Raw genomic sequence first — 20456 nt, 5'->3', positions numbered from 1 at the left:
AGCAGATGCCCCTTAAACCCGCTTTTGGGGTCATCTGCTGCCAGTTCGCGCTTGTTTTTTGGGAAAGTGAGTTGTGCGCAATTTAATTGTGAGCTATCGTTATGATTATGAGTGAAGCCCCACGCCTCGACCGCCAGGTCTGTTTCGCGCTCTATTCCGCCTCCAAGGCGGCCACGGCGGTCTACCGGCCGGTGCTCGACGAGCTTGGACTGACGTATCCGCAATACCTCGTGATGCTGGTGCTCTGGGAAAACGAGCCGCGAAGCGTCCGGGAACTGGGCGCCGAGCTGGGACTCGATTCGGGCACCTTGTCGCCGCTGCTCAAGAGGCTTGAAGCCTTGGGCTTCGTGGAGCGCCGGCGTTCAGCCGAAGACGAGCGTCGCGTCGAGATCCACCTGAGCGACGCCGGACGGGCCCTCAGCGCCCGGGCGGGGGCCGTTCCGCAACGGCTTGCCGACGCCGCCGGCTTGAGCGCAGCCGAGCTTGCGCAGCTTCACGACACCCTGGGCCGGCTCACCGCCGCCCTCCATTCAGCCATCTGATCGCCCATCCCAACACGCCCATCCCAACACGTCCATCCCATCAAAGGAAAAGGAACCACAGTGAAGACTTTGTACACAGCCGAGGCACTTGCCTCCGGTGAAGGCCGCGAAGGCAACGCACGCACCAATGACGGCAAGCTGGACGTAGCACTGGCCAGCCCGGTGGAACTGGGCGGAAACGGCCAGGGCACCAACCCTGAGCAACTCTTCGCCGCCGGGTATGCGGCATGCTTCCACTCGGCACTCAGGCTGGTCGGACGCAAAGCCCGGGTGGATCTGAGTGATTCCGCCGTGGCAGCCAAGATCCATTTCGGTGCCTTGGAGGGCAGCGAAGGATACGGGCTCGCCGCGGAGCTTGAAATCGCGCTGCCTGCCCTCGACCGGGAAACCGCTGAGGAGCTCGTAGCCAAGGCCCACCAGATCTGCCCCTACTCCAACGCAACCCGCGGGAACATCGCCGTCGACATCAAGCTTGTGGAGGTGGCCGCATGAGCGCCGCTGTTCCCAAGAGCACCCGCGAAATACAGCTGGCATCCCGCCCGCAAGGACGCCCCGTCCCGGAGAACTTTCGCTTGGCCGAGACCGATCTTCCGGAGCTCCAGGACGGCCAGGTCCTGGTCCGCAACGAGTTCATGTCGGTCGATCCCTACATGCGCGGCCGCATGAACGATGCGAAGTCCTATTCGGCGCCCTTCCGACTCGACGCAGCGCTCGACGGCGGTGCGGTGGGTGAGGTGATCGCGTCCCGTTCCGAGGCTCTCAAGGTGGGTGACGTCGTCGTGCACCAGCTCGGCTGGCGCGAATATTCCGTGGTGGATGCGGCAATCGCGACGCCGGTTCCCGCCGGCCTGGCGCCGACGTCGGCGTTCCTCGGTGCGCTTGGCATGACGGGCCTGACGGCGTATGCCGGGCTGCTCAAGGTGGCCGAGTTCAAAGCCGGGGACGTCGTCTTCGTTTCCGGTGCCGCAGGCGCAGTAGGTTCGATTGTCGGCCAGGTCGCCAAGGCCATGGGCGCCTCCAAGGTGATCGGCAGCGCCGGCTCCCCGGAGAAAGTGGCGCGCTTGCTGGAACTCGGGTTCGACGCGGCCTTCGACTACCATGACGGTCCGGTGGCCAAGCAACTCCGTGAGGCGGCAGGGGAACGCGGCATCGACGTCTACTTTGACAATGTGGGCGGCGAACACCTCGAGGCCGCCCTCGCAGTCCTCACTGTGGGTGGCCGCGTGGCAATGTGCGGTGCCATTTCGCAGTACAACTCCACGGAGCCCACTCCCGGCCCGCGGAACCTGGCCGTGGTGATCGGAAAACAACTGACCATCCGTGGCTTCCTGGTAGGCGGCCAGCGCCAGCACGCTGCGGAGTTCGCCGGGAAGATGGCCGGATGGCTGGCGGACGGAACGGTCCGCTACGACGAGACGATCGTCGACGGGCTCGAAAACGCGCCGAAGGCCTTCATCGACCTCCTGGACGGAGCCAACACAGGCAAGATGCTCGTCCGCCTGAGCTGACGCAACCCCCTGCTGAACTGGCAGCAGATGCCCGCAAAAGCGAATTTTGGGGGCATCTGCTGCCAGTTCGCGCCGGGGGAGGCCCGGCATCCTAGGGCCGTTGGCTGGGAGTTCCTCTACTGCTTGGTAACAAAAGCTCAACAATCTTCTGGCTGTTGGGCTTTTGTGTTACCCGGGTGTGTTCAATCCCACTAAAGTTGTGCCATCAGTGCGCCCCTGGCGCAGTGCTGCGAAGCATCAGTGAAAACAGAATTTCAGACTCGAGTTTTCGAAACGGACACTCATTGACCAACTGTCGTAGCATCAATCACTTTCTTCCTGGAGGAAAATTGAAGCAATCACTGCGTGCCACACTAAAGCGCGGTTCATTTGCAGGCGTCGCAACTGCGGGCGCCGCTGCACTTTTGCTGGCAGGCTGCGGTAGCGCACCGTCTGCGTCGAGCTCGGGCAGCGCCACCAAGTCGGACTACACCGCATGCATGGTGTCCGACTCCGGCGGCTTCGATGACAAGTCGTTCAACCAGTCAGGCTACGAGGGCCTTCAGGCGGCAGCCAAGGACCTGAGCATCCAGGAGAAGCACGTCCAGTCAAAGGCCGACACGGACTACGACCCCAACCTTCGCTCCATGGTCCAGCAAGGCTGCAAGCTGACAGTTACGGTCGGCTTCCTGCTGGGGGACGCCACGAAGAACATTGCGACGGCGAACCCGAACAGCCACTTCGCCATCATCGACTACTCGGACCCCACCTTCCCGAAGAACGTCAAGCCGATTGTCTATAACACTGCACAGGCCGCGTTCCTGGCCGGGTACCTCGCCGCCGGCACTTCCAAGACGGGCAAGGTTGCGACCTTCGGTGGTCTCAACATCCCCACCGTGAGCATCTTCATGGACGGCTTCTCTGACGGCGTGAAGTACTACAACCAGAAGAAGGGGAAGTCCGTCCAGCTGCTTGGCTGGGACAAGGACAAGCAGGACGGAACGTTCGTCGGCGACTTCAAGCAGGTCGACAAGGGCAAGGTCCTCACCCAGGGATTCCTGGACCAAGGGGCCGACGTCGTCCTTCCCGTCGCTGGACCGGTTGGAGCGGGCGCCGGAAGTGCGATCCTTGACGCCAAGGCAAAGGGCACGGACGCAAAGCTGATCTGGGTCGACTCGGATGGCTACCTGACCGCACCCGCCTACAAGTCGGTCATCCTGACTTCGGTCCAGAAGACCATGGCGACCGCCGTCGAAACGGTCATCAAAGCCGACAAGGACGGCAAGTTCGACCCCAGCCCCTACGTTGGCACGCTCGACAACGGGGGCGTGGCGCTTGCCCCGTTCCACGATCTCGACTCCGCAGTGCCGGCTGACATGAAGAGCGATCTTGACCAGTTGAAGAAGGACATCATCTCCGGCGCAGTCAAGGTCGAATCGAAGTCCAGCCCCAAGTAATAATCCGGGCTAAACCGCGTCGCGCTGCCCTTCAGCCGAGTTTTGGCAGAAGGGCGGCGCGTTCTGCGTTGCCTTCAATTTGCTCTTCGACACTCCTAGGCCGAGCACTATGCTGGGAGCACGGTGATGACGAGGAGCCATCCTTTATAGATGGGTTGGAGTTTTGAAACTCGAACTGAAAGGGATCACGAAGCGCTTCGGATCCCTCGTAGCCAATGACCACATCGATCTCGTGGTTGAACCCGGCCAAGTCCATTGCCTCCTAGGCGAAAACGGTGCCGGCAAATCCACCCTGATGAATGTCCTTTACGGACTCTACGACCCCAGTGACGGCGAAATCCTAGTCGACGGCAAGCCGGTTGTTTTCAAGGGTCCCGGCGATGCCATGGCGGCGGGGATCGGAATGGTCCACCAGCACTTCATGCTGATTCCGGTATTCACCGTCGCCGAAAATGTCGCGTTGGGAAACGAATCCACCAAGGCGGCCGGTTTCCTGAACCTGGATGAAACCCGCCGCAGGATCTCCGAAATTTCCAAACAATACGGATTCCACGTCGACCCCGATGCCCTCGTGGAAGACCTGCCCGTGGGCGTGCAGCAACGGGTCGAGATCATCAAGGCACTCGTTCGCGACGCCGAAGTCCTGATTCTCGATGAACCGACCGCGGTTCTCACTCCGCAGGAAACCGATGAGCTTCTGGATATCATCCGGCAGCTCAAGGCCGCCGGAAAATCAATTGTCTTCATTTCGCACAAGCTGCGTGAGGTCAAGGAAATTTCGGACATCATTACGGTGATCCGGCGCGGGAAAGTAGTGGGCTCGGCCGATCCCTCGGCGTCCCCGACGGAACTCGCCTCGGCGATGGTGGGCCGGGCGGTCAGCCTGACCCTGGAAAAGAAACCCGCCCAACCGGGTGAGGCTACCTTCAAGGTCCGGGACCTGACCGTTGTGGACCACAATGGCCAGCACGTCGTGGACGGGCTGAGCTTCGACATCGCCAAGGGTGAAGTGCTCGCCATCGCCGGTGTCCAAGGCAACGGCCAGACGGAACTCACGGAAGCCATCCTCGGCGTCCAGCAGCACGTCACCGGGTCCATCGTCCTCGACGACGTCGAACTGCTCGGCAAGAGCGTCAAGCAGGTCCTGTCCGCCGGCGTCGGGTTCGTCCCTGAGGACCGCAAGATCGACGGCCTGGTAGGCACGTTCTCCATTTCCGAGAACATGATCCTGGATTTGTACGACAAGCCGCCTTTTGCCCAAGGCATCGGCATGAAACCTGCCTTGATTGCTTCCCACGCGGAGAAGAAGGTCGAGGAGTTCGATGTGCGGACGCCGTCGATCGATGTCGCCGTGGGTACGCTCTCCGGAGGCAACCAGCAAAAGGTGGTCCTTGCCAGGGAGCTGTCCAGGCCATTGAGGCTCTTCATCGCATCGCAGCCCACCAGGGGCCTCGACGTCGGCTCCATCGAATTCGTGCACAAGCGGGTCATTGCCGAACGGGACAACGGAACTCCGGTGATGATCGTGTCCACGGAGCTCGATGAAGTGCTTGAGCTCGCTGACAGGATCGCCGTTCTCTACCGGGGAAGGCTGGTCGGGATCGTTCCCGCCGGTACCTCCCGCGATGTGCTGGGCTTGATGATGGCCGGCGTTCCGGAACATGAGGCAGAACTGACTGCGCACAAGACCCTCGAGGGAGGAACACATGTCTGAGTCCAACACCCCTCGACAGGAAAACGATGTCGAGCCGGAGCGCCCGGAAACATTGGACGACGAGGTCGTCCTGGACGTCGCACTGGACACGGCGGACGGCGCAATGGCCCCGTCAGTGATTCCGGCTACCAGCCAGGGCGGACAGATCCCGCACGCTGCCGGTGGTACGGTCTTCCGGCAGATCGTGACCGGAAACGCCATGGTCTCGGTGTTGTCAGTGCTGCTCGCGATTGTGCTCGGCGGAATCCTGATGGCGGTGACCAACCCCAAAGTGGCCGAAACAGCAGGCTATTTCTTCGCGCAACCGGGGGACATGCTCACCGAGGTCTTCAGGCCCTACGTGGCACTGGTCCAGGGTTCGATATTCAACTGGGCCGGGGCCGACGCCGCCGCCCAGCTGTACCCGATCACTGAAACCCTGACGGTGTCAACGCCACTGATCCTGGCCGGTCTCGGCGTGGCCTTGGCCTTCCGTGCGGGTCTTTTCAACATCGGTGCGCAAGGGCAAATCATCTTTGGCGCGCTGTTCGGTGCCTACGTGGGCTTCACATGGCACTTGCCCTTCCTGGTTCACCTGCTGCTCGTCATCGTTGCCGGATTCGTCGGCGGCGCGGTGTGGGGCGGCGTCGTCGGCCTCCTCAAGGCCCGGACCGGTGCCCATGAGGTCATCGTGACCATCATGCTGAACTACATCGCCAACTTCCTGCTCCTGTTCCTCCTGACCACTCCGGCTTTCCAGCGCAAGGGCTCGACCAACCCGATCTCGCCCTTCCTGGACCAGTCGGCACTGTTCCCGGAGTTGCTCGGCCCCCAGTTCAGGCTCCACGCGGGCTTCCTCCTTGCCGTGCTGGCAACGGTTTTCGTCTGGTGGCTCCTGAAGCGCTCCACGCTCGGCTTTGAATTCCGGGCCGTGGGCGCCAACCAGAGCGCAGCACGCACCGCTGGAATCAACGTTCCCCGCGCCGTGATCCTGGTGATGGCGATCGCGGGTGCGCTTGCGGGCCTGGCCGGCATTGCCCAGGTATCCGGAACGGAGAAATACCTCTCTGGAGGCGTCGCGGCTTCCATCGGATTCGATGCCATCACGGTCGCGCTGCTGGGCCGTTCGACGCCTTGGGGAACCTTCTTCGCCGGGCTTCTGTTCGGAGCGTTCCGTGCGGGCGGCGTCGCGATGCAGGCTGAAACCCAGACCCCCATCGACATCGTCTTGGTCATCCAGTCCTTGATCGTCCTGTTCATTGCGGCACCGCCCCTGGTGCGCGCGATCTTCGGGCTGAACCCGCGGAAAAAGAAGAAGGCCACTGGCGGCCCCGGCTCCGGAAGCATCCCCTCCGGAAAACTCGAGAGCGGAGCTGCAACAGCATGAGCACCACAACAACTCAGCCCGGCGGTGGCACACCCGCCGGTAAACCCCAGGCGAGCCCCGGAAAAACGGGTTCCACCGAGCTGGTGAGCTGGAAGGCCGGAATCGGACTGTCCCTGCTCGCAATCCTGGGAACCGTGCTGTTCGGTTTCATGTCCAATTCGAAGTCGGCTGGCTTCGGAATTGCCGAGGCAGCCAATGAAGCGGCCTCCAGCGTTGCTGCGTTGGTCACGTTCGTCCTGGCCCTTCTGCTTTCCGTTGGTCTCGGATACCTGTGGTTCGTCCGCCGTCGTTCAGGCCTCGCTTCGGGTTCAAACCCCGCGTCGGGTTCAGGCACGGTACCGGGTTGGTTGCCCGCATCCACTGTCGCCGCCGTGGTGGTCCTCGGCCTTGCCGCGCTCGGCGTGGCGAAGGTTTCCAAAATCACGCTTCCATCGGCGGCCATCGGCTGGACCGCCGCGGTGATTCTCCTCGGCCTGGCCGGCTACGCGGTGTATCTCACCCAGGCGAAGAAGGCCGCACCCCGCTGGGTGGGCGGTACCTTTGCCGCTGTGTTCCTCATCGGGTTCATGGTCTGGATCGTGGCCGGTGGAAATGGCGATGAGCCGTCGATCTCCCTCGCCGGACTGATCGCAGGATCCGTGACCCTGGCCGTGCCGCTGGTCTTCGGATCCCTTTCCGGCGTCCTGTGTGAACGCGTCGGTGTGGTCAATATTGCCATTGAAGGGCAGCTCCTCCTGGGAGCATTCTCCGCCGCGGTCGTTGCCACGGTGACGCACAACGTCTACGCCGGGCTGGTCGCGGCGGCCGTAGCTGGAGCTCTGGTTTCCTTGGTCCTGGCGGTAGTCAGCATCAAGTACCTCGTCAACCAGATCATTGTCGGCGTGGTGCTCAACGTCCTTATCAGTGGACTGACGAGCTTCCTCTTCTCGACGCTGCTGACGGCTGACCCGGATGGACTCAACAAGCCGGGGCGCTTGCCTCCGGTGGACATTCCATTCCTGTCCGATATCCCCATCATCGGCCCCATCCTGTTCCACCAGTCCCTCGTGGGCTATTTGATGTACATCGCCGTGATCGTCGTTTACCTCGGCCTTTTCCACACGAAGTGGGGACTGCGCGTGCGGGCCGTCGGCGAGCACCCGCAGGCGGCCGACACCGTGGGCATCAACGTCAACCGGACCCGTTTCTGGAACGTGCTCATGGGCGGTGCGATTGCTGGCATTGGCGGCTCGTTCTTCACACTGGTATCCGTGGATGCGTTCAGCAAGGACATGTCCGGTGGCCGCGGGTACATCGCCTTGGCGGCGCTGATCTTCGGGCGCTGGAACCCGATCGGCGCTTTCCTCGCCGCGTTGCTGTTCGGTTTCGCGGACAACCTCCAGAGCGTCATCACCATCATCGGATCGCCCGTGCCGAGCCAGTTCATGGCCATGCTGCCTTACGCCTTGACGGTCTTCGCCGTCGCTGGATTGGTGGGCAGGTCCCGGCCGCCGGCGGCAAGCGGCATACCGTACGTCAAGGGCTGACCGTGGCGGTCACGGGTACCGAAGTGGACTGGGCGGCCCTCGAGGCTGCCGCGGTGGCCGCCATGGGGAAGGCCTACGCTCCGTATTCGAAGTTCCCGGTGGGGGCCGCTGCCCTCACCGAGGACGGACGGATCGTCAGTGGATGCAATGTCGAGAACGCCAGCTATGGACTCACCCTCTGCGCCGAGTGCGCCCTGGTGGGAGACCTTCATATGGGTGGCGGCGGCAGGTTGCTGGCGTTCTATTGCGTCGACTCGAAGGGCAATGTCCTCATGCCTTGTGGCCGGTGCAGGCAATTGCTGTATGAATTCCGGGCACCCGGCATGCAACTCATGACAACGCAGGGCATCAAGACCATGGACCAAGTGCTGCCAGATGCCTTCGGTCCCGACAACCTGGACAACCTCGAGGAGAACCGGTGACACAGACTGAAGCGTTTGATGCCGTACAGATCATCAGCATCAAGCGGGATAAGGGCACCTTGAGCCCGGAGCAGATCGACTGGACCATCGATGCCTATACCCGCGGCGTCATTGCCGACGAGCAGATGGCGGCCTTGAACATGGCGATCCTGCTCAACGGGATGGACCGTGCCGAGATCTCGCGCTGGACCGAGGCGATGATCGCCTCGGGCGAGCGGATGGACTTCTCCAGCCTTCGGCGTCCCGACGGCGGCGTGAAAGCCACCAGCGACAAGCACTCCACCGGGGGCGTCGGGGACAAAATCACCCTTCCGCTGGCGCCGTTGGTGGCGGTCTTCGGGGTGGCGGTTCCCCAGCTTTCCGGCAGGGGACTGGGCCACACGGGCGGCACGCTCGACAAGCTCGAAGCAATTCCCGGTTGGCGGGCGAACCTGAGCAACGAGGAAATCCTGGCCCAGCTGCAGGACGTGGGTGCAGTCATCTGCGCCGCCGGCACGGGTTTGGCTCCGGCGGACAAGAAACTCTATGCCCTGCGCGACGTCACGGGCACCGTGGAAGCCATTCCCTTGATTGCCTCGTCCATCATGAGCAAGAAGATCGCCGAAGGAACGGGCTCCCTGGTGCTCGACGTGAAGGTGGGCTCCGGGGCGTTCATGAAGGACGAAGTCCGTGCCCGCGAGCTGGCCGAAACCATGGTGGCCCTGGGCAAGGATGCGGGCGTCAACACGGTGGCCCTCCTGACGAACATGAGCACGCCGCTGGGCTTGACTGCGGGCAATGCCATCGAGGTGGAGGAATCGGTGGAGGTGCTTGCGGGCGGCGGTCCGGAAGACGTCGTCGAGCTGACCGTCAGGCTCGCCGAAGAGATGCTCGCCTGCGCCGGAGTGCACGACGCCGACCCCGCCGCCGCCCTCAAGGATGGCCGCGCGATGGACGTCTGGAACCGCATGATCGAGGCCCAGGGCGGCGATCCGCGTGCCGCCCTGCCTGTGGCCAAGGAATCCGAGGTTATTCCGGCTCCGGCCGACGGCGTCCTGGTGGAGCTCGACGCTCTGGCCGTGGGTGTGGCTGCGTGGCGCCTCGGCGCCGGACGTGCCCGGAAGGAAGACGTCGTCCAGGCCGGTGCAGGGGTGCGGATGCACGCCAAACCGGGCGCCCTGGTTCGGGCGGGGGAGCCACTCATGACCCTTTTGACCGACACCCCGGAAAAGTTCGCAAGGGCCAAGGAAGCCTTGGAAGACGCCGTGCTCATTGCGCCGGAAGGCTCACGGCCGGCGCAAAGGCTCATCATCGACCGGATCTCCTAGGCTGATCTCCCGGGCATTCCAGGATGCCCGGGAGATAATCCCTGCGGCCATTCGTTAGGAAGACCGTGCAAGCCATCAACGACTTCATCCTCGCCGCGGCCGGGCAGCCTTGGGTCTTGCTCCTGGTTTTTGCCTGCTGCGTAATCGACGGTTTCTTCCCGCCCGTTCCCAGCGAGTCGATGGTGGTGGGACTCGCCGCAGTCTCCGTGACCGCAGGGATGCCCAACACGTGGCTGCTGATCCTGGTGGGGGCCCTGGGGGCTTTCCCAGGCGACAACATCGCCTACTTGATCGGCCGCAAAGTAGGTGTTCGCCGCTGGCGGTGGATGCGTTCCCAACGGATGCAGGGTGCCTTCCGCTGGGCCGGGAGGGAACTTCGACGCCGGGCCGCGTCGCTGATCATGGTGGCCCGGTTCATCCCCATCGGCCGGGTGGCGGTCAACCTGACGGCCGGGGCAACCCACTTCCCGCACGGCATGTTTGTGGCGCTCACGGCCATGTCTGCCGTCCTGTGGGCCAGCTATTCGGTGGCCATCGGTGTCTTCTTCGGCCAATGGTTCGAGCACAACCACCTGCTCGGAGCGATCATCGCGATCGGCGCGGCCGTCATCCTGGGAATCATCGTGGACCGGATCATCAGCAAAGTCCGCGGGGCCACGCCTTCCACCGAAGAGGACGAAGAAACCGGGGAGCCCGAAGAGGAATCCGTCGTGTAGCTTGCGTAGTCAGGGTGGCGCCGTCTCCTCCCTTGGTATTAGCCCCCGGCGCCGGAAGATCGCTCCACGGGGGGATGCTTCCATTCCAGCTTTCGAGCTAGCCTTAAATTGTGTTCTACCCCGGCCGGGGCGTAGCGAACGACGCCCGGGCCATGGGACACTGGATAGCGATCTATGTCACGCGACCGTGTGACTTTCCTTGAGGAGCAATGCCTGCGTGGACTTCATGAACCACATGCTCGAGCATGCCGCCGGGCAACCGTGGATCTACCCGGTGCTCCTGGTTTTCTTTTTCATCGACGGCTTTGCCACGATCCTTCCCAGTGAGACCGCGATCGTAGGGCTCTCGGCCCTTGCCATGCACCGGGGCGAGCCGAACCTGTGGCTCCTCGGCGCTACTGCGCTCGTCGGGGCCATGGCGGGCGACAACATGGCGTACATGCTGGGCCGCAAGATCGGCCTGGACCGCTGGAAATGGATGCGCAAGCCGAAGGTCCAGAAGATGTTCGCCTGGGCACACTACGAGCTGGACAAGCGCGGCGCAGTGCTTATCTTCACGGCCCGGTACATCCCCTGGGGCCGGGTAGCGGTGAACTACGTCGCTGGACAGACCGGCTTCCGCCACAAGACCTTCTTCTTCCTGGATGCCTTCGCGTGCTTCACGTGGGTAGGTTATTCGATCGGCATTGGATCCCTGGCCGGCCACTGGGTGCACAACAACCCGCTCCTCGGCGTGGGGATTGCCGTGGCATTCGCTGTAGTGCTCGGCGTCATTGTGGACCACTCCTTGCGTTGGTGGCACAAGCACCTTGAAAAGAAGGACGGGGAAAAGAAGGACGGCGAGAAGAAGGAAGCAGCTTCCGCGGAAGCAGCCGCAGCAGACGCGGGTACCGCGGTTAACGCGGCGGCCGGCGTCGAGCGCTCAAACCCTGCTGGCTAAGCTTCTTCCGTCCCCCTAGAGTTGAGACGTGACTGAGCCTATTGTTGACGCTGCCCCTGCCCTTGACTTCGACCTGAAGAGCCTGCCGAAAGTTTCCCTTCACGACCATCTGGACGGGGGACTGCGCCCGGCCACCATTATTGAGCTGGCTGAGGCTGCCGGCCACACCCTGCCTTCCACGGATCCCGTAGCGCTGGGCCAGTGGTTCCGTGAGTCCGCCGACTCCGGTTCTTTGGTCCGTTACCTCGAAACCTTTGACCACACGATCGCTGTCATGCAGACCAAGGAAGGCCTGGCGCGCGTCGCCAAGGAATTCGTCGAGGACCTGGCTGACGACGGCGTCGTGTACGGTGAGATCCGTTGGGCACCCGAACAGCACCTGCAGAAGGGCCTCACCCTGGATGAGGTTGTGGACGCGGTCCAGGAAGGCCTCGACGCCGGCGTGGACGCCGTTGAGGAGTCCGGCCGCCAGATCCAGGTGGGCCAGCTCATCACGGCGATGCGCCACGCGGACCGCGGCCAGGAAATTGCCGAGCTCGCCGTACGCCACCGCTACAACGGAGCTGTCGGCTTCGACATCGCCGGAGCCGAGGACGGCTTCCTGCCTTCCCGCTTCAGGGACGCTTTCACCTACCTGGCCGAGCACAACTTCCCGGCTACGGTGCACGCCGGCGAAGCCGCGGGCCTGGAAAGCATCCAGTCGGCCCTTGTGGACGGACGCGCCCTGCGCTTGGGCCACGGCGTACGTATCGCGGAGGACATCACCGTTGAATTCGAAGATGCCGAGGGCGAAGAAGCCGACGACGACGCCGAGGACACCGTCGGTATGGTCACCTTGGGTGAGGTGGCCGGCTGGGTCCGCGATCGCGGAATCGCGCTGGAAATCTGCCCCTCGTCCAACCTGCAGACCGGGGCAATCGCGAACTTCGGCGAAGGCATCGAGAACCACCCGCTGGACATGCTCTACCAATTGGGCTTCAACGTCACCATCAATACGGACAACCGGCTCATGAGCGGCGTGACGCTCACGGACGAGTTCGAGCTTCTCGTGGAGACCTTCGACTACGATCTCGACGACCTCCTCGAACTGACCCTCAACGCCGCCGAGTCGTCGTTCCTGCCGCTGGATGAAAAAGAAGCGTTGGTGGAGTACATCAACGACGCCTACGCCAACCTTGGCTAAGCAGGCCCCTGGCGGCGCAGCCTCTGAACGACCCGCTGAAGTGCTGGGTGGGCCCACGGCAGCGGGGGTCCCCGGCCGAGCTTGCGAGGTTGGGGAGCTGCTTGGTGGGCCCACGGCAGCGGGGGTCCCCGGCCGAGCTTGCGAGGTTGGGGAGCTGCTGGGGAAGATTGCCTCTTTGCGCGAGCACTGTCCGTGGATGGGGGCGCTGACCCACGAGTCCCTCGTCGAGTACCTGATCGAGGAAGCGTACGAGGTGGTCGACTCGATCGAGGCCGGCGCTTCCGGTTCCGACACTGCCGACGAACTCCGCGGCGAGCTGGGAGACGTGCTGCTCCAAGTGGTGCTGCACGCCCGGCTCGCCGAGGAGCAAGGACAGTTCACCTTCGACGACGTCGCGCGCACCATCACGGAGAAGATGGTGCGGCGCAACCCGCACGTCTTCAAGCCGGACGGATCCTTGCAAGAATCCTTTCCGGCCACCGTGGAGGAGATCGTCGAAAAGTGGGACGCCGTGAAGAAGGCCGAAAAGCCCGGGCGTTCGGATCCCTTCGAAGGCATTCCACCCCACCTTCCCGCCCTCGCCCTGGCGCAAAAGTCCCTTGACCGTGCCGAGCGTGCGGAACGTGCGGGCGGCGGGGAACCCGGTGGACGTCCAGTTGGGGCGGTGGAGGTTCCCGATTCCGAAGCTGCGCTTGGAGACTTGCTGCTTGCCGTCGTCGCGGGCTCGCGGGAGAAGGGGTTCGACGCCGAACGGGCCTTGCGCGGCGCCGTCCGCCGCTACCAGGGCCGCGACGGCGAAGCCACAAAACGTGAGGGGTTCGACGCTGTTCCGTAACCTTGGCCGGTCTCGACTAGGCTAGTGGCGACGAGGACGTCGAGAATTTCCCTCAAGATTCCCAGTAAATCGCTTCACCATAAGGAGCAGTCCATGGCGCTTATCGATGCCATCCACGCCCGCGAGATCCTTGATTCCCGCGGAAACCCGACAGTAGAAGTTGAAGTTCTGCTTTCCGATGGCCAGATCGGCCGCGCGGCAGTTCCCTCCGGTGCTTCCACCGGCGAGCACGAAGCCGTTGAACTGCGCGACGGCGACAAGGGCCGTTACCTCGGCAAGGGCGTCCAGAAGGCCGTTGACGCGGTCATCGACGAAATCGCCCCGGCCCTTATCGGCTTCGACGCCACGGACCAGCGCAGCATCGACCAGGCCATGATCGACCTCGACGGCACCCCGAACAAGGGCAAGCTCGGCGCCAACGCCATCCTCGGCGTTTCCCTCGCCGTGGCCAACGCAGCTGCCGCTTCCGCGGACCTGCCGCTGTACAAGTACCTCGGTGGCCCTAACGCCCACGTCCTGCCCGTCCCGCTGATGAACATCCTCAACGGTGGCTCCCACGCCGACTCCGACGTCGACATCCAGGAATTCATGATCGCCCCGATCGGCGCCGAGACCTTCTCCGAAGGCCTGCGCTGGGGCGTTGAGGTCTACCACAACCTCAAGTCGGTCCTGCAGGCCAAGGGCCTCTCCACCGGCCTCGGCGACGAAGGCGGCTTCGCGCCGAACCTGCCGTCCAACCGCGCCGCGCTGGACCTCATCCAGGAAGCCATCAGGAACGCCGGCTACACCCCGGGCAAGGACATCGCCCTCGCGCTGGACGTCGCCTCCTCCGAGTTCTACAAGGACGGCGCCTACCAGTTCGAAGGCAAGGCACTCTCGGCCACCGAGATGAGCGCCTACTACGCCGAACTCGTTGCCGACTACCCGCTGGTCTCCATCGAAGACCCGCTGGACGAAAACGACTGGGAAGGCTGGAAGACCCTCACCGACACCATCGGTGACAAGGTCCAGCTGGTTGGCGACGATCTCTTCGTCACCAACCCGATCCGCCTGCAGCAGGGCATCGACTCCGGCACGGCCAACTCCCTGCTCGTCAAGGTCAACCAGATCGGTTCACTGACCGAAACCCTGGACGCCGTTTCCCTGGCCCAGCGCTCCGGTTACACCACCATCACCTCGCACCGCTCCGGTGAAACCGAGGACACCACCATTGCTGACATCGCCGTTGCCACCAACGCGGGCCAGATCAAGACCGGTGCCCCGGCCCGCTCCGAGCGCGTCGCCAAGTACAACCAGCTGCTGCGCATCGAAGAAGAGCTCGACGACGCCGCACGCTACGCCGGCCGCAGCGCCTTCCCGCGTTTCAAGGGCTAGTATCCGCTGAAACAGCTGACCGGTGGCTATGGTGGAAAGACCATAGCCACCGGTTCTGTTTAACGAAATGTGCGAGCACTTCGGCAAACCGCAGGCTCCGTGAGGCACGCAAAGCGCAGCAACCCGCCAGGCAAGCACCAGGCATTACAGGAGTGTCATGGCCACCCGCCGCCCCAAGGTCCCCCGGGCAGATGCCCTCGGCCGCTCGCCACAAAAGAGCCCCGACGGCGGCCACGTTATCCGTGCCGACTTCGGCGAGTCCCGCAAGGCAAGCGCGGGCCAGCAAGAGAGCCAGGTTCACGCCGGGTCCAGGACGTCGTCCAATGCCAGGACCGAAGGCGGCACCCAAAGCAAGGGCCAGCCCGGATCCAAGGCTGGTTCTGCGGCGAAACCGGGACCTTCGCTTCCGGGCAGGCCGGGAAACACTCCGGTTGTCGGCAAGGCATCCAACAAAGCGTCCGGTGCCGGCTCCGCTCACCCCGACAAGGACCACAGCGCGCGTCCCGTGCCCGCGAAGGCTTTCTCCGGCCGCATGCTTGCCCTCGCCGTGGTGATGATAGCGATCACCATCATGCTCGCGCCCACAGTCAAGATCTGGTTGGAGAAAAAGGCGGAAATCTCCGGCCTGGAAGCCGACATTGCCAGCAAACAGGCCGAGCAGGCCAGCCTCCAGAAGCAGATCACGCGGTGGCAGGACCCCAACTATGTGAAACAACAAGCCCGAGACCGCATTAACATGGTTATGCCGGGTGAAGCAGGCTACTGGGTGTTTGGTGGGGACGTTCCCGCCGGAACACCGGGCGGAAGCACCAGCTCAGGAGCTTCCGGAAGCCCGTCCAATCTGCCATGGGTGGATGGCCTGTGGGAATCCATCAGGCGCTCGGCAACAGACTAGACGCGGTGCCCGCCGCCGTCGCGCCCTGACGGACGCGGCCAAACAGGGCAGGAAGGATGGCAGCGCCAGTGGAAGACAACTCGGCACCTGCATCGCAGGAGTCCCGCAAGCCATCAGCACACGATCTCGAAATCCTCAGCCGCCAGCTCGGACGGCCTGTGCGCGACGTCGTCGAAATCCCGGCGCGTTGCGTGTGCGGCAACCCGCTGGTCGCCGCGACCGCTCCGCGCTTGAGCAATGGCACCCCGTTTCCCACGACGTTCTACTTGACGCACCCCGTCATCACCGCCGCCGTGTCGCGGCTGGAAGCCGCGGGGCTCATGAATGAGATGAACGAACGGCTCGCGGCTGACGAGCCTTTGGCAGCGGCCTACAGGAGCGCCCACGAAGCCTATCTCAAGGCGCGTGACGAGATTGCCGGACGGGCCGGCACCGGGGACGTCCCCGAGATCGCAGGCGTCTCGGCCGGCGGCATGCCCACCCGCGTCAAGTGCCTGCACGTACTTGTCGGCCACTCCCTGGCCGCCGGTCCCGGCGTCAATCCGCTCGGCGACGAGGCCCTCGGGGCGATCAGCGAATGGTGGACCACGGACCGCTGCTATTGCGACGGCGCGTGGGACAGTGCGGGGGAGGCCCCGTCCCGGGACCTCAGCCGCCACGGACCGCAGGGCCTGCCGGACATCGTGGGCCGTCCCGCCCCGGTCCGCAAATCCAAGTCCTCCCACGCAACAGAGCCATCAGGGGAACCAGCCGCAGGGGAGCTCAACGTATGAACCGGGTAGCTGCCATCGATTGCGGCACCAATTCGATTCGGCTCCTGATCGCGGATTCAAACGGTGTGGACCCAGGCTCTCCCTTGCGGGACGTTGTCCGCGAGATGCGCGTGGTGCGGCTCGGCCAAGGGGTTGACGCCACGGGCGAACTTGCCCCCGAGGCGCTCGAACGCACCTTTGCGGCAACCGCCGACTACGCCGAGCTGATCCGCCATCATGGCGCCGGGGGCGTCCGTTTCGTGGCGACCTCTGCCAGCCGGGACGCCCGCAACCGGGACGTCTTTGTTGAAGGGATCCGGGACCTGCTGGGCGTCGAACCCGAGGTCATCTCCGGCGACGAAGAAGCGGCCCTGTCCTTCGCCGGTGCAAGCAGCGTACTGCCTTCGCGCGGCAAGGACCCCGTCCTTGTAGTGGACCTTGGCGGCGGAAGCACCGAGTTCGTCCTCGGAGACTGCGACGGCGTCATTGCCGCCAAGTCCGTCGACATCGGCTGCGTGCGGCTGACCGAACGGCACCTCCGCAACGACCCGCCGACGCCGGAGCAGATCGCCGCCGCGGAAGCCGACGTCGACGCAGCCATTGATCTCGTCGCCCGCACGGTCCCGCTGGGCCGGGCAACCGCCGTCGTGGGCGTTGCCGGCTCCGTCACCACCATCACGGCGCACGCCTTGGGCCTGAGCGAGTACGATCCCGCACTCATCCATGGTGCCAGCCTGGACCTCGCGACAATCAGCGACGCCGCCACCAGCCTGCTGGAAATGAGTCGCGAGGAACGTGCCCGGCTGCCCTACATGCACCCCGGACGCGTCGACGTCATCGGAGCCGGAGCCCTCGTATGGCGCCGTATCCTCCAGCGCCTGGCTGAGCTGGGAGGGGGCTCCATCACTGCGGCCACCTCCAGCGAGCACGACATCCTCGACGGCATCGCGCTGAGTATTCTGAGTATGCCGGGTAATCGGTAAGAGTGGGTATTCGCTGATGACGTTGCCACACGGTTGGCGCCGCCGGACAGCATCGGCCGCGCTGGCCGCCATGCTGGCCGGAGGAACCCTTGCAGGGGCCCTGCTTACTGCCCCTTCGGCGTTCGCCGACTCCTGGCGGGACAAGGAATACTGGCTCAACGAGTACGGCATTTCCGCAGCCTGGCAGGTGTCAAAGGGCGCGGGGGTGAAAGTCGCCATCATCGACAGCGGAGTGGACGGGCAACACCCCGACCTCAAGGGCGCGGTGGTCGGCGGAACCGACGCTTCCGGTGCGGGCGATCCGAACGGACAGAAGAGCATCGGGGCCAAACCCGAGCACGGGACTCTCGTTGCAACTCTCCTTGCAGGGCGCGGACACGCTTCGGCCAGCCCATCGGGGTCTCCGTCGCCGATTTCATCTTCTTCGCCCGATTCCAGTGTTGGCCCGGACGGAATCGTCGGCGTCGCCCCCGAGGCCGAGATCCTATCCGTCTCCGCTTGGCTCGGTTCTCCGAATCCGGCAGGCAAGACGGACCAGGAACAGATTCCCGAAGCTGTTCGATGGGCGGTGGACAACGGCGCCAAGGTCATCAATATTTCCCTCGGCAGCACCTCGCCCGATTGGCCCCAAAGCTGGGACGCGGCGTTCCTCTATGCCGAACAAAAGGACGTGGTGATCGTGGCCGCGGCGGGCAACCGGATCGGCGGAAACGTCCAGGTGGGCGCGCCCGCCACGATTCCGGGCGTCCTGACCGTGGCAGGACTCGACCGGAACCGTACGGCCAGCGTCGATGCTTCTTCGCAGGGAATCAGCATCGGCGTCTCGGCACCGGCGGAAAAGCTGGTGGGTGGCCTGCCCGGGGGGAGCTATGAAGATTGGGCCGGAACGTCCGGCTCCGCACCGATTGTCTCCGGCGTCGCGGCGCTTATCCGCTCGAAATGGCCGGATATGAGCGCCAAGCAAGTCATCAACAGGATTGTGTCCACGGCCGAGGATGCAGGGGCGCCCGGCAAGGACCCCATCTACGGCTACGGCATCCTCAATGCCGGGGCGGCCCTGAAAGCCGATGTGCCCGAAGTGGCGAGCAATCCGGTGGGATCCATTGCGGAATGGATCCGGGTCCATCGGCGCGGGGACCTCAGCAGCCCCACGCCTCAGCCAACGTCGAAACCGAGCATCCCCGCAGCCACCTTGGCGGATCCCACAGTTCCCGTGGCGAAGGCGCCCTCGCAAGCCGACACTGCGGTTCCGGCCGCGGTGGTCATCGGCTTTGGTTCGCTTTTCGTGGCGATCGTTGCGGGCGCCTCCGTCCACTTGAGACGCGCCTACCGGAGCTCCGCGGAACTGCCCGACGAGCCCGCGACCGGCGTGGTGGACGTCATGGATCCGAGCGGCCCGAAATAGCCTCCGGGGCTGGTGCTTAGCGTCGGGAAAGAGTTAGTGAAGATTTTCACAAGGTGCTGTACTCTATTCTTATGGCAACCTCCCCTGAGCTCATTGACCGTCCCCGTGTTCTCGTTGTCGGCGGCGGATACGTCGGCCTGTACGTAGCACTCAAGCTGCAGAAGAAGATCGCGAATGCCGGCGGCATCGTCACCGTCGTTGATCCGCTTCCCTACATGACCTACCAGCCCTTCCTCCCCGAAGTGGCCGGCGGCAACATCGAGGCACGCCACGCCGTCGTCTCGCACCGCCAGCACCTCAAGCAGACGGAACTCGTCCAGGGCCGCGTCACCAGCATCGACCACCAGAACCGCACCGCTGTTGTTGCTCCGGCCGACGGTGGAGAGCCTTTCGAGATCCCTTACTTCGACGTCGTGGTTGCCGCCGGCGCCATTACCCGCACCTTCCCCATCAAGGGCCTCGCTGACGAAGGCATTGGCCTGAAGACCATCGAAGAAGCGGTCGCCCTGCGAAACAAGGTCCTAGAGCGCATCGAGGTCGCCTCCACGATGACGAACGCCGCGGAGCGCGCCAAGGCCCTGACCTTCGTGGTCGTGGGTGGCGGTTTCGCCGGTATCGAGTGCATCACCGAGATGGAAGACCTCGCCCGCGCTGCCGTCAAGAACAACTCGCGCATCCGCCAGGAAGAAGTCCGCTTCGTCCTTGTCGAAGCCATGGGCCGCATCATGCCCGAGGTCACTGCAGCCCAGGCCGAGTGGGTTGTTGAACACTTGCGCAGCCGCGGCATCGAGGTCCTGCTCAACACCTCCCTCGACAACGCAGAGGGTAGCCTCAAGCTCATCAACCTGCCGGACAAGTCTCCTGCCCAGGAGTTCGAAGCCGACACCCTCGTGTGGACTGCAGGCGTGCAGGCCAACCCGATGATCCGCTCCACCGACTTCCCGCTCGAGCCGCGCGGACGTGTCCGTGTCCTCCCGGACCTGCGCATTGCAGGCGACGAAGGCATCATCGACAACGCCTGGGCGGCCGGCGATATCGCTGCCGTTCCGGACCTCACGGGCAGCGGCCTGCCGGACGGCACCTGCGTTCCCAACGCCCAGCACGCACTGCGGCAGGCCAAGCGCCTCGCCAAGAACCTGTGGGCCTCCCGCTGGGACAAGCCCATGGCCGACTACAAGCACAAGAACCTCGGTGCGGTTGCCGGCTTCGGCGAATGGAAGGGCGTTGCCAACATCAATATCCTGGGCCGTATCGGTCTCAAGGGCGGACTCGCCTGGCTGGCCCACCGCGGCTATCACGGCTTGGCCATCCCCACCGGTGAGCGCAAGGTCCGCGTGATCTTCAACTGGCTCCTGGGCATGACCATGGGCCGCGACACCACCCAGCTGCTGGACCTCGACAACCCGCGCGGAGCCTTCGTGGCCGCGGCCACCCCGGCCCCCAAGCCGGCCGCCGCACCCGCACCGGCGGCCGAGCCCGCCAAGGCTCCGGTCACGGCTGACGCCAAGTAGCGAACGCCAAGTAGTACCGCCGACGGCGGCCGTCTCCCCAC

At 64.2% G+C, this 20456-nt stretch carries 19 protein-coding genes; all 19 read left to right on the top strand.

Features of this window, described 5'->3' with window-relative positions; genetic code table 11:
• Positions 1-107: 107 nt before the first annotated feature.
• The 19 genes from AB4Z38_RS04405 to AB4Z38_RS04315 all read left to right on the top strand — a co-directional run bounded on the left by AB4Z38_RS04405 (position 108) and on the right by AB4Z38_RS04315 (position 20415).
• A complete protein-coding gene (locus AB4Z38_RS04405) occupies positions 108-542 on the top strand; it encodes a MarR family winged helix-turn-helix transcriptional regulator (RefSeq protein WP_441428574.1) in 435 nt (144 codons plus the stop codon).
• 60 nt (positions 543-602) lie between these two features.
• On the top strand, positions 603-1034 hold the full coding sequence (locus AB4Z38_RS04400; RefSeq protein ID WP_441428573.1) for an organic hydroperoxide resistance protein: 432 nt from the start codon (positions 603-605) through the stop codon (positions 1032-1034).
• Positions 1031-2050 (top strand): NADP-dependent oxidoreductase, encoded by a 1020-nt coding sequence (locus tag AB4Z38_RS04395; RefSeq protein WP_441428572.1) that lies wholly within the window; start codon positions 1031-1033, stop codon positions 2048-2050. The genes AB4Z38_RS04400 and AB4Z38_RS04395 overlap by 4 nt, the downstream gene beginning before the upstream one ends.
• Positions 2051-2379: 329 nt before the next feature.
• Positions 2380-3486, top strand: a complete 1107-nt coding sequence (locus tag AB4Z38_RS04390; RefSeq protein ID WP_236816176.1) for a BMP family lipoprotein — start codon at positions 2380-2382, stop codon at positions 3484-3486.
• Positions 3487-3649: 163 nt separating this feature from the next.
• Entirely contained in the window at positions 3650-5200 is a 1551-nt protein-coding gene (locus AB4Z38_RS04385) for an ABC transporter ATP-binding protein (protein WP_441428571.1), read from the top strand.
• Positions 5193-6566, top strand: a complete 1374-nt coding sequence (locus tag AB4Z38_RS04380; RefSeq protein ID WP_441428570.1) for an ABC transporter permease — start codon at positions 5193-5195, stop codon at positions 6564-6566. Before AB4Z38_RS04385 ends, AB4Z38_RS04380 begins: the two co-directional genes overlap by 8 nt.
• Positions 6563-8092 (top strand): ABC transporter permease, encoded by a 1530-nt coding sequence (locus AB4Z38_RS04375; RefSeq protein WP_441428569.1) that lies wholly within the window; start codon positions 6563-6565, stop codon positions 8090-8092. Before AB4Z38_RS04380 ends, AB4Z38_RS04375 begins: the two co-directional genes overlap by 4 nt.
• 2 nt (positions 8093-8094) lie before the next feature.
• The gene (locus AB4Z38_RS04370; RefSeq protein ID WP_441428568.1) at positions 8095-8514 is read left to right on the top strand and encodes a cytidine deaminase; all 420 of its coding nucleotides are present in this window, start codon (positions 8095-8097) and stop codon (positions 8512-8514) included.
• Positions 8511-9821: a thymidine phosphorylase gene (locus AB4Z38_RS04365; RefSeq protein ID WP_441428567.1), complete on the top strand. Its 1311-nt coding sequence runs from the start codon at positions 8511-8513 to the stop codon at positions 9819-9821. Before AB4Z38_RS04370 ends, AB4Z38_RS04365 begins: the two co-directional genes overlap by 4 nt.
• A 65-nt stretch (positions 9822-9886) precedes the next feature.
• The gene (locus AB4Z38_RS04360; protein WP_441428566.1) at positions 9887-10537 is read left to right on the top strand and encodes a DedA family protein; all 651 of its coding nucleotides are present in this window, start codon (positions 9887-9889) and stop codon (positions 10535-10537) included.
• 235 nt (positions 10538-10772) lie between these two features.
• Positions 10773-11477 (top strand): DedA family protein, encoded by a 705-nt coding sequence (locus AB4Z38_RS04355; protein WP_441428709.1) that lies wholly within the window; start codon positions 10773-10775, stop codon positions 11475-11477.
• 28 nt (positions 11478-11505) lie between these two features.
• Positions 11506-12660, top strand: a complete 1155-nt coding sequence (locus AB4Z38_RS04350) for an adenosine deaminase (RefSeq protein WP_441428565.1) — start codon at positions 11506-11508, stop codon at positions 12658-12660.
• 196 nt (positions 12661-12856) lie between these two features.
• The gene (locus tag AB4Z38_RS04345) at positions 12857-13495 is read left to right on the top strand and encodes a MazG nucleotide pyrophosphohydrolase domain-containing protein (RefSeq protein ID WP_441428708.1); all 639 of its coding nucleotides are present in this window, start codon (positions 12857-12859) and stop codon (positions 13493-13495) included.
• Between the two features lie 93 nt (positions 13496-13588).
• Entirely contained in the window at positions 13589-14869 is a 1281-nt protein-coding gene (eno, locus tag AB4Z38_RS04340) for a phosphopyruvate hydratase (RefSeq protein WP_441412180.1), read from the top strand.
• A gap of 157 nt (positions 14870-15026) precedes the next feature.
• Positions 15027-15764, top strand: a complete 738-nt coding sequence (locus AB4Z38_RS04335; protein WP_441428564.1) for an FtsB family cell division protein — start codon at positions 15027-15029, stop codon at positions 15762-15764.
• A 56-nt stretch (positions 15765-15820) separates the two neighbouring features.
• Positions 15821-16537, top strand: coding sequence for a DUF501 domain-containing protein (locus tag AB4Z38_RS04330; RefSeq protein WP_441428563.1), 717 nt, complete (start codon positions 15821-15823; stop codon positions 16535-16537).
• Positions 16534-17499 carry a Ppx/GppA phosphatase family protein gene (locus AB4Z38_RS04325; RefSeq protein ID WP_441428562.1) on the top strand — a complete coding sequence of 322 codons (966 nt, stop codon included), beginning with the start codon at positions 16534-16536 and terminating at the stop codon, positions 17497-17499. Before AB4Z38_RS04330 ends, AB4Z38_RS04325 begins: the two co-directional genes overlap by 4 nt.
• 16 nt (positions 17500-17515) lie before the next feature.
• Positions 17516-18904 carry a S8 family serine peptidase gene (locus AB4Z38_RS04320; protein ID WP_441428561.1) on the top strand — a complete coding sequence of 463 codons (1389 nt, stop codon included), beginning with the start codon at positions 17516-17518 and terminating at the stop codon, positions 18902-18904.
• A 71-nt stretch (positions 18905-18975) separates the two neighbouring features.
• The gene (locus AB4Z38_RS04315) at positions 18976-20415 is read left to right on the top strand and encodes an NAD(P)/FAD-dependent oxidoreductase (RefSeq protein WP_441428560.1); all 1440 of its coding nucleotides are present in this window, start codon (positions 18976-18978) and stop codon (positions 20413-20415) included.
• Positions 20416-20456: the final 41 nt, after the last annotated feature.

The organism is Arthrobacter sp. 2RAF6 (assembly GCF_052115205.1).
Lineage (GTDB): Bacteria > Actinomycetota > Actinomycetes > Actinomycetales > Micrococcaceae > Arthrobacter.
The sequence above is the reverse complement of the archived record's forward strand: the minus strand, read 5'-3'. Positions and strand labels throughout refer to the sequence as shown.

What these genes read in the sequence shown, in the direction of transcription:
- AB4Z38_RS04375 (WP_441428569.1), top strand. Translation starts at nt 6,563, where the DNA reads ATGAGCACCACAACAACTCAGCCCGGCGGTGGCACACCCGCCGGTAAA.
- AB4Z38_RS04345 (WP_441428708.1), top strand. Translation starts at nt 12,857, where the DNA reads ATGGGGGCGCTGACCCACGAGTCCCTCGTCGAGTACCTGATCGAGGAA.
- AB4Z38_RS04355 (WP_441428709.1), top strand. Translation starts at nt 10,773, where the DNA reads ATGCTCGAGCATGCCGCCGGGCAACCGTGGATCTACCCGGTGCTCCTG.
- AB4Z38_RS04325 (WP_441428562.1), top strand. Translation starts at nt 16,534, where the DNA reads ATGAACCGGGTAGCTGCCATCGATTGCGGCACCAATTCGATTCGGCTC.
- AB4Z38_RS04315 (WP_441428560.1), top strand. Translation starts at nt 18,976, where the DNA reads ATGGCAACCTCCCCTGAGCTCATTGACCGTCCCCGTGTTCTCGTTGTC.
- AB4Z38_RS04335 (WP_441428564.1), top strand. Translation starts at nt 15,027, where the DNA reads ATGGCCACCCGCCGCCCCAAGGTCCCCCGGGCAGATGCCCTCGGCCGC.
- AB4Z38_RS04405 (WP_441428574.1), top strand. Translation starts at nt 108, where the DNA reads ATGAGTGAAGCCCCACGCCTCGACCGCCAGGTCTGTTTCGCGCTCTAT.
- AB4Z38_RS04395 (WP_441428572.1), top strand. Translation starts at nt 1,031, where the DNA reads ATGAGCGCCGCTGTTCCCAAGAGCACCCGCGAAATACAGCTGGCATCC.
- eno (WP_441412180.1), top strand. Translation starts at nt 13,589, where the DNA reads ATGGCGCTTATCGATGCCATCCACGCCCGCGAGATCCTTGATTCCCGC.
- AB4Z38_RS04330 (WP_441428563.1), top strand. Translation starts at nt 15,821, where the DNA reads ATGGCAGCGCCAGTGGAAGACAACTCGGCACCTGCATCGCAGGAGTCC.
- AB4Z38_RS04320 (WP_441428561.1), top strand. Translation starts at nt 17,516, where the DNA reads ATGACGTTGCCACACGGTTGGCGCCGCCGGACAGCATCGGCCGCGCTG.
- AB4Z38_RS04380 (WP_441428570.1), top strand. Translation starts at nt 5,193, where the DNA reads ATGTCTGAGTCCAACACCCCTCGACAGGAAAACGATGTCGAGCCGGAG.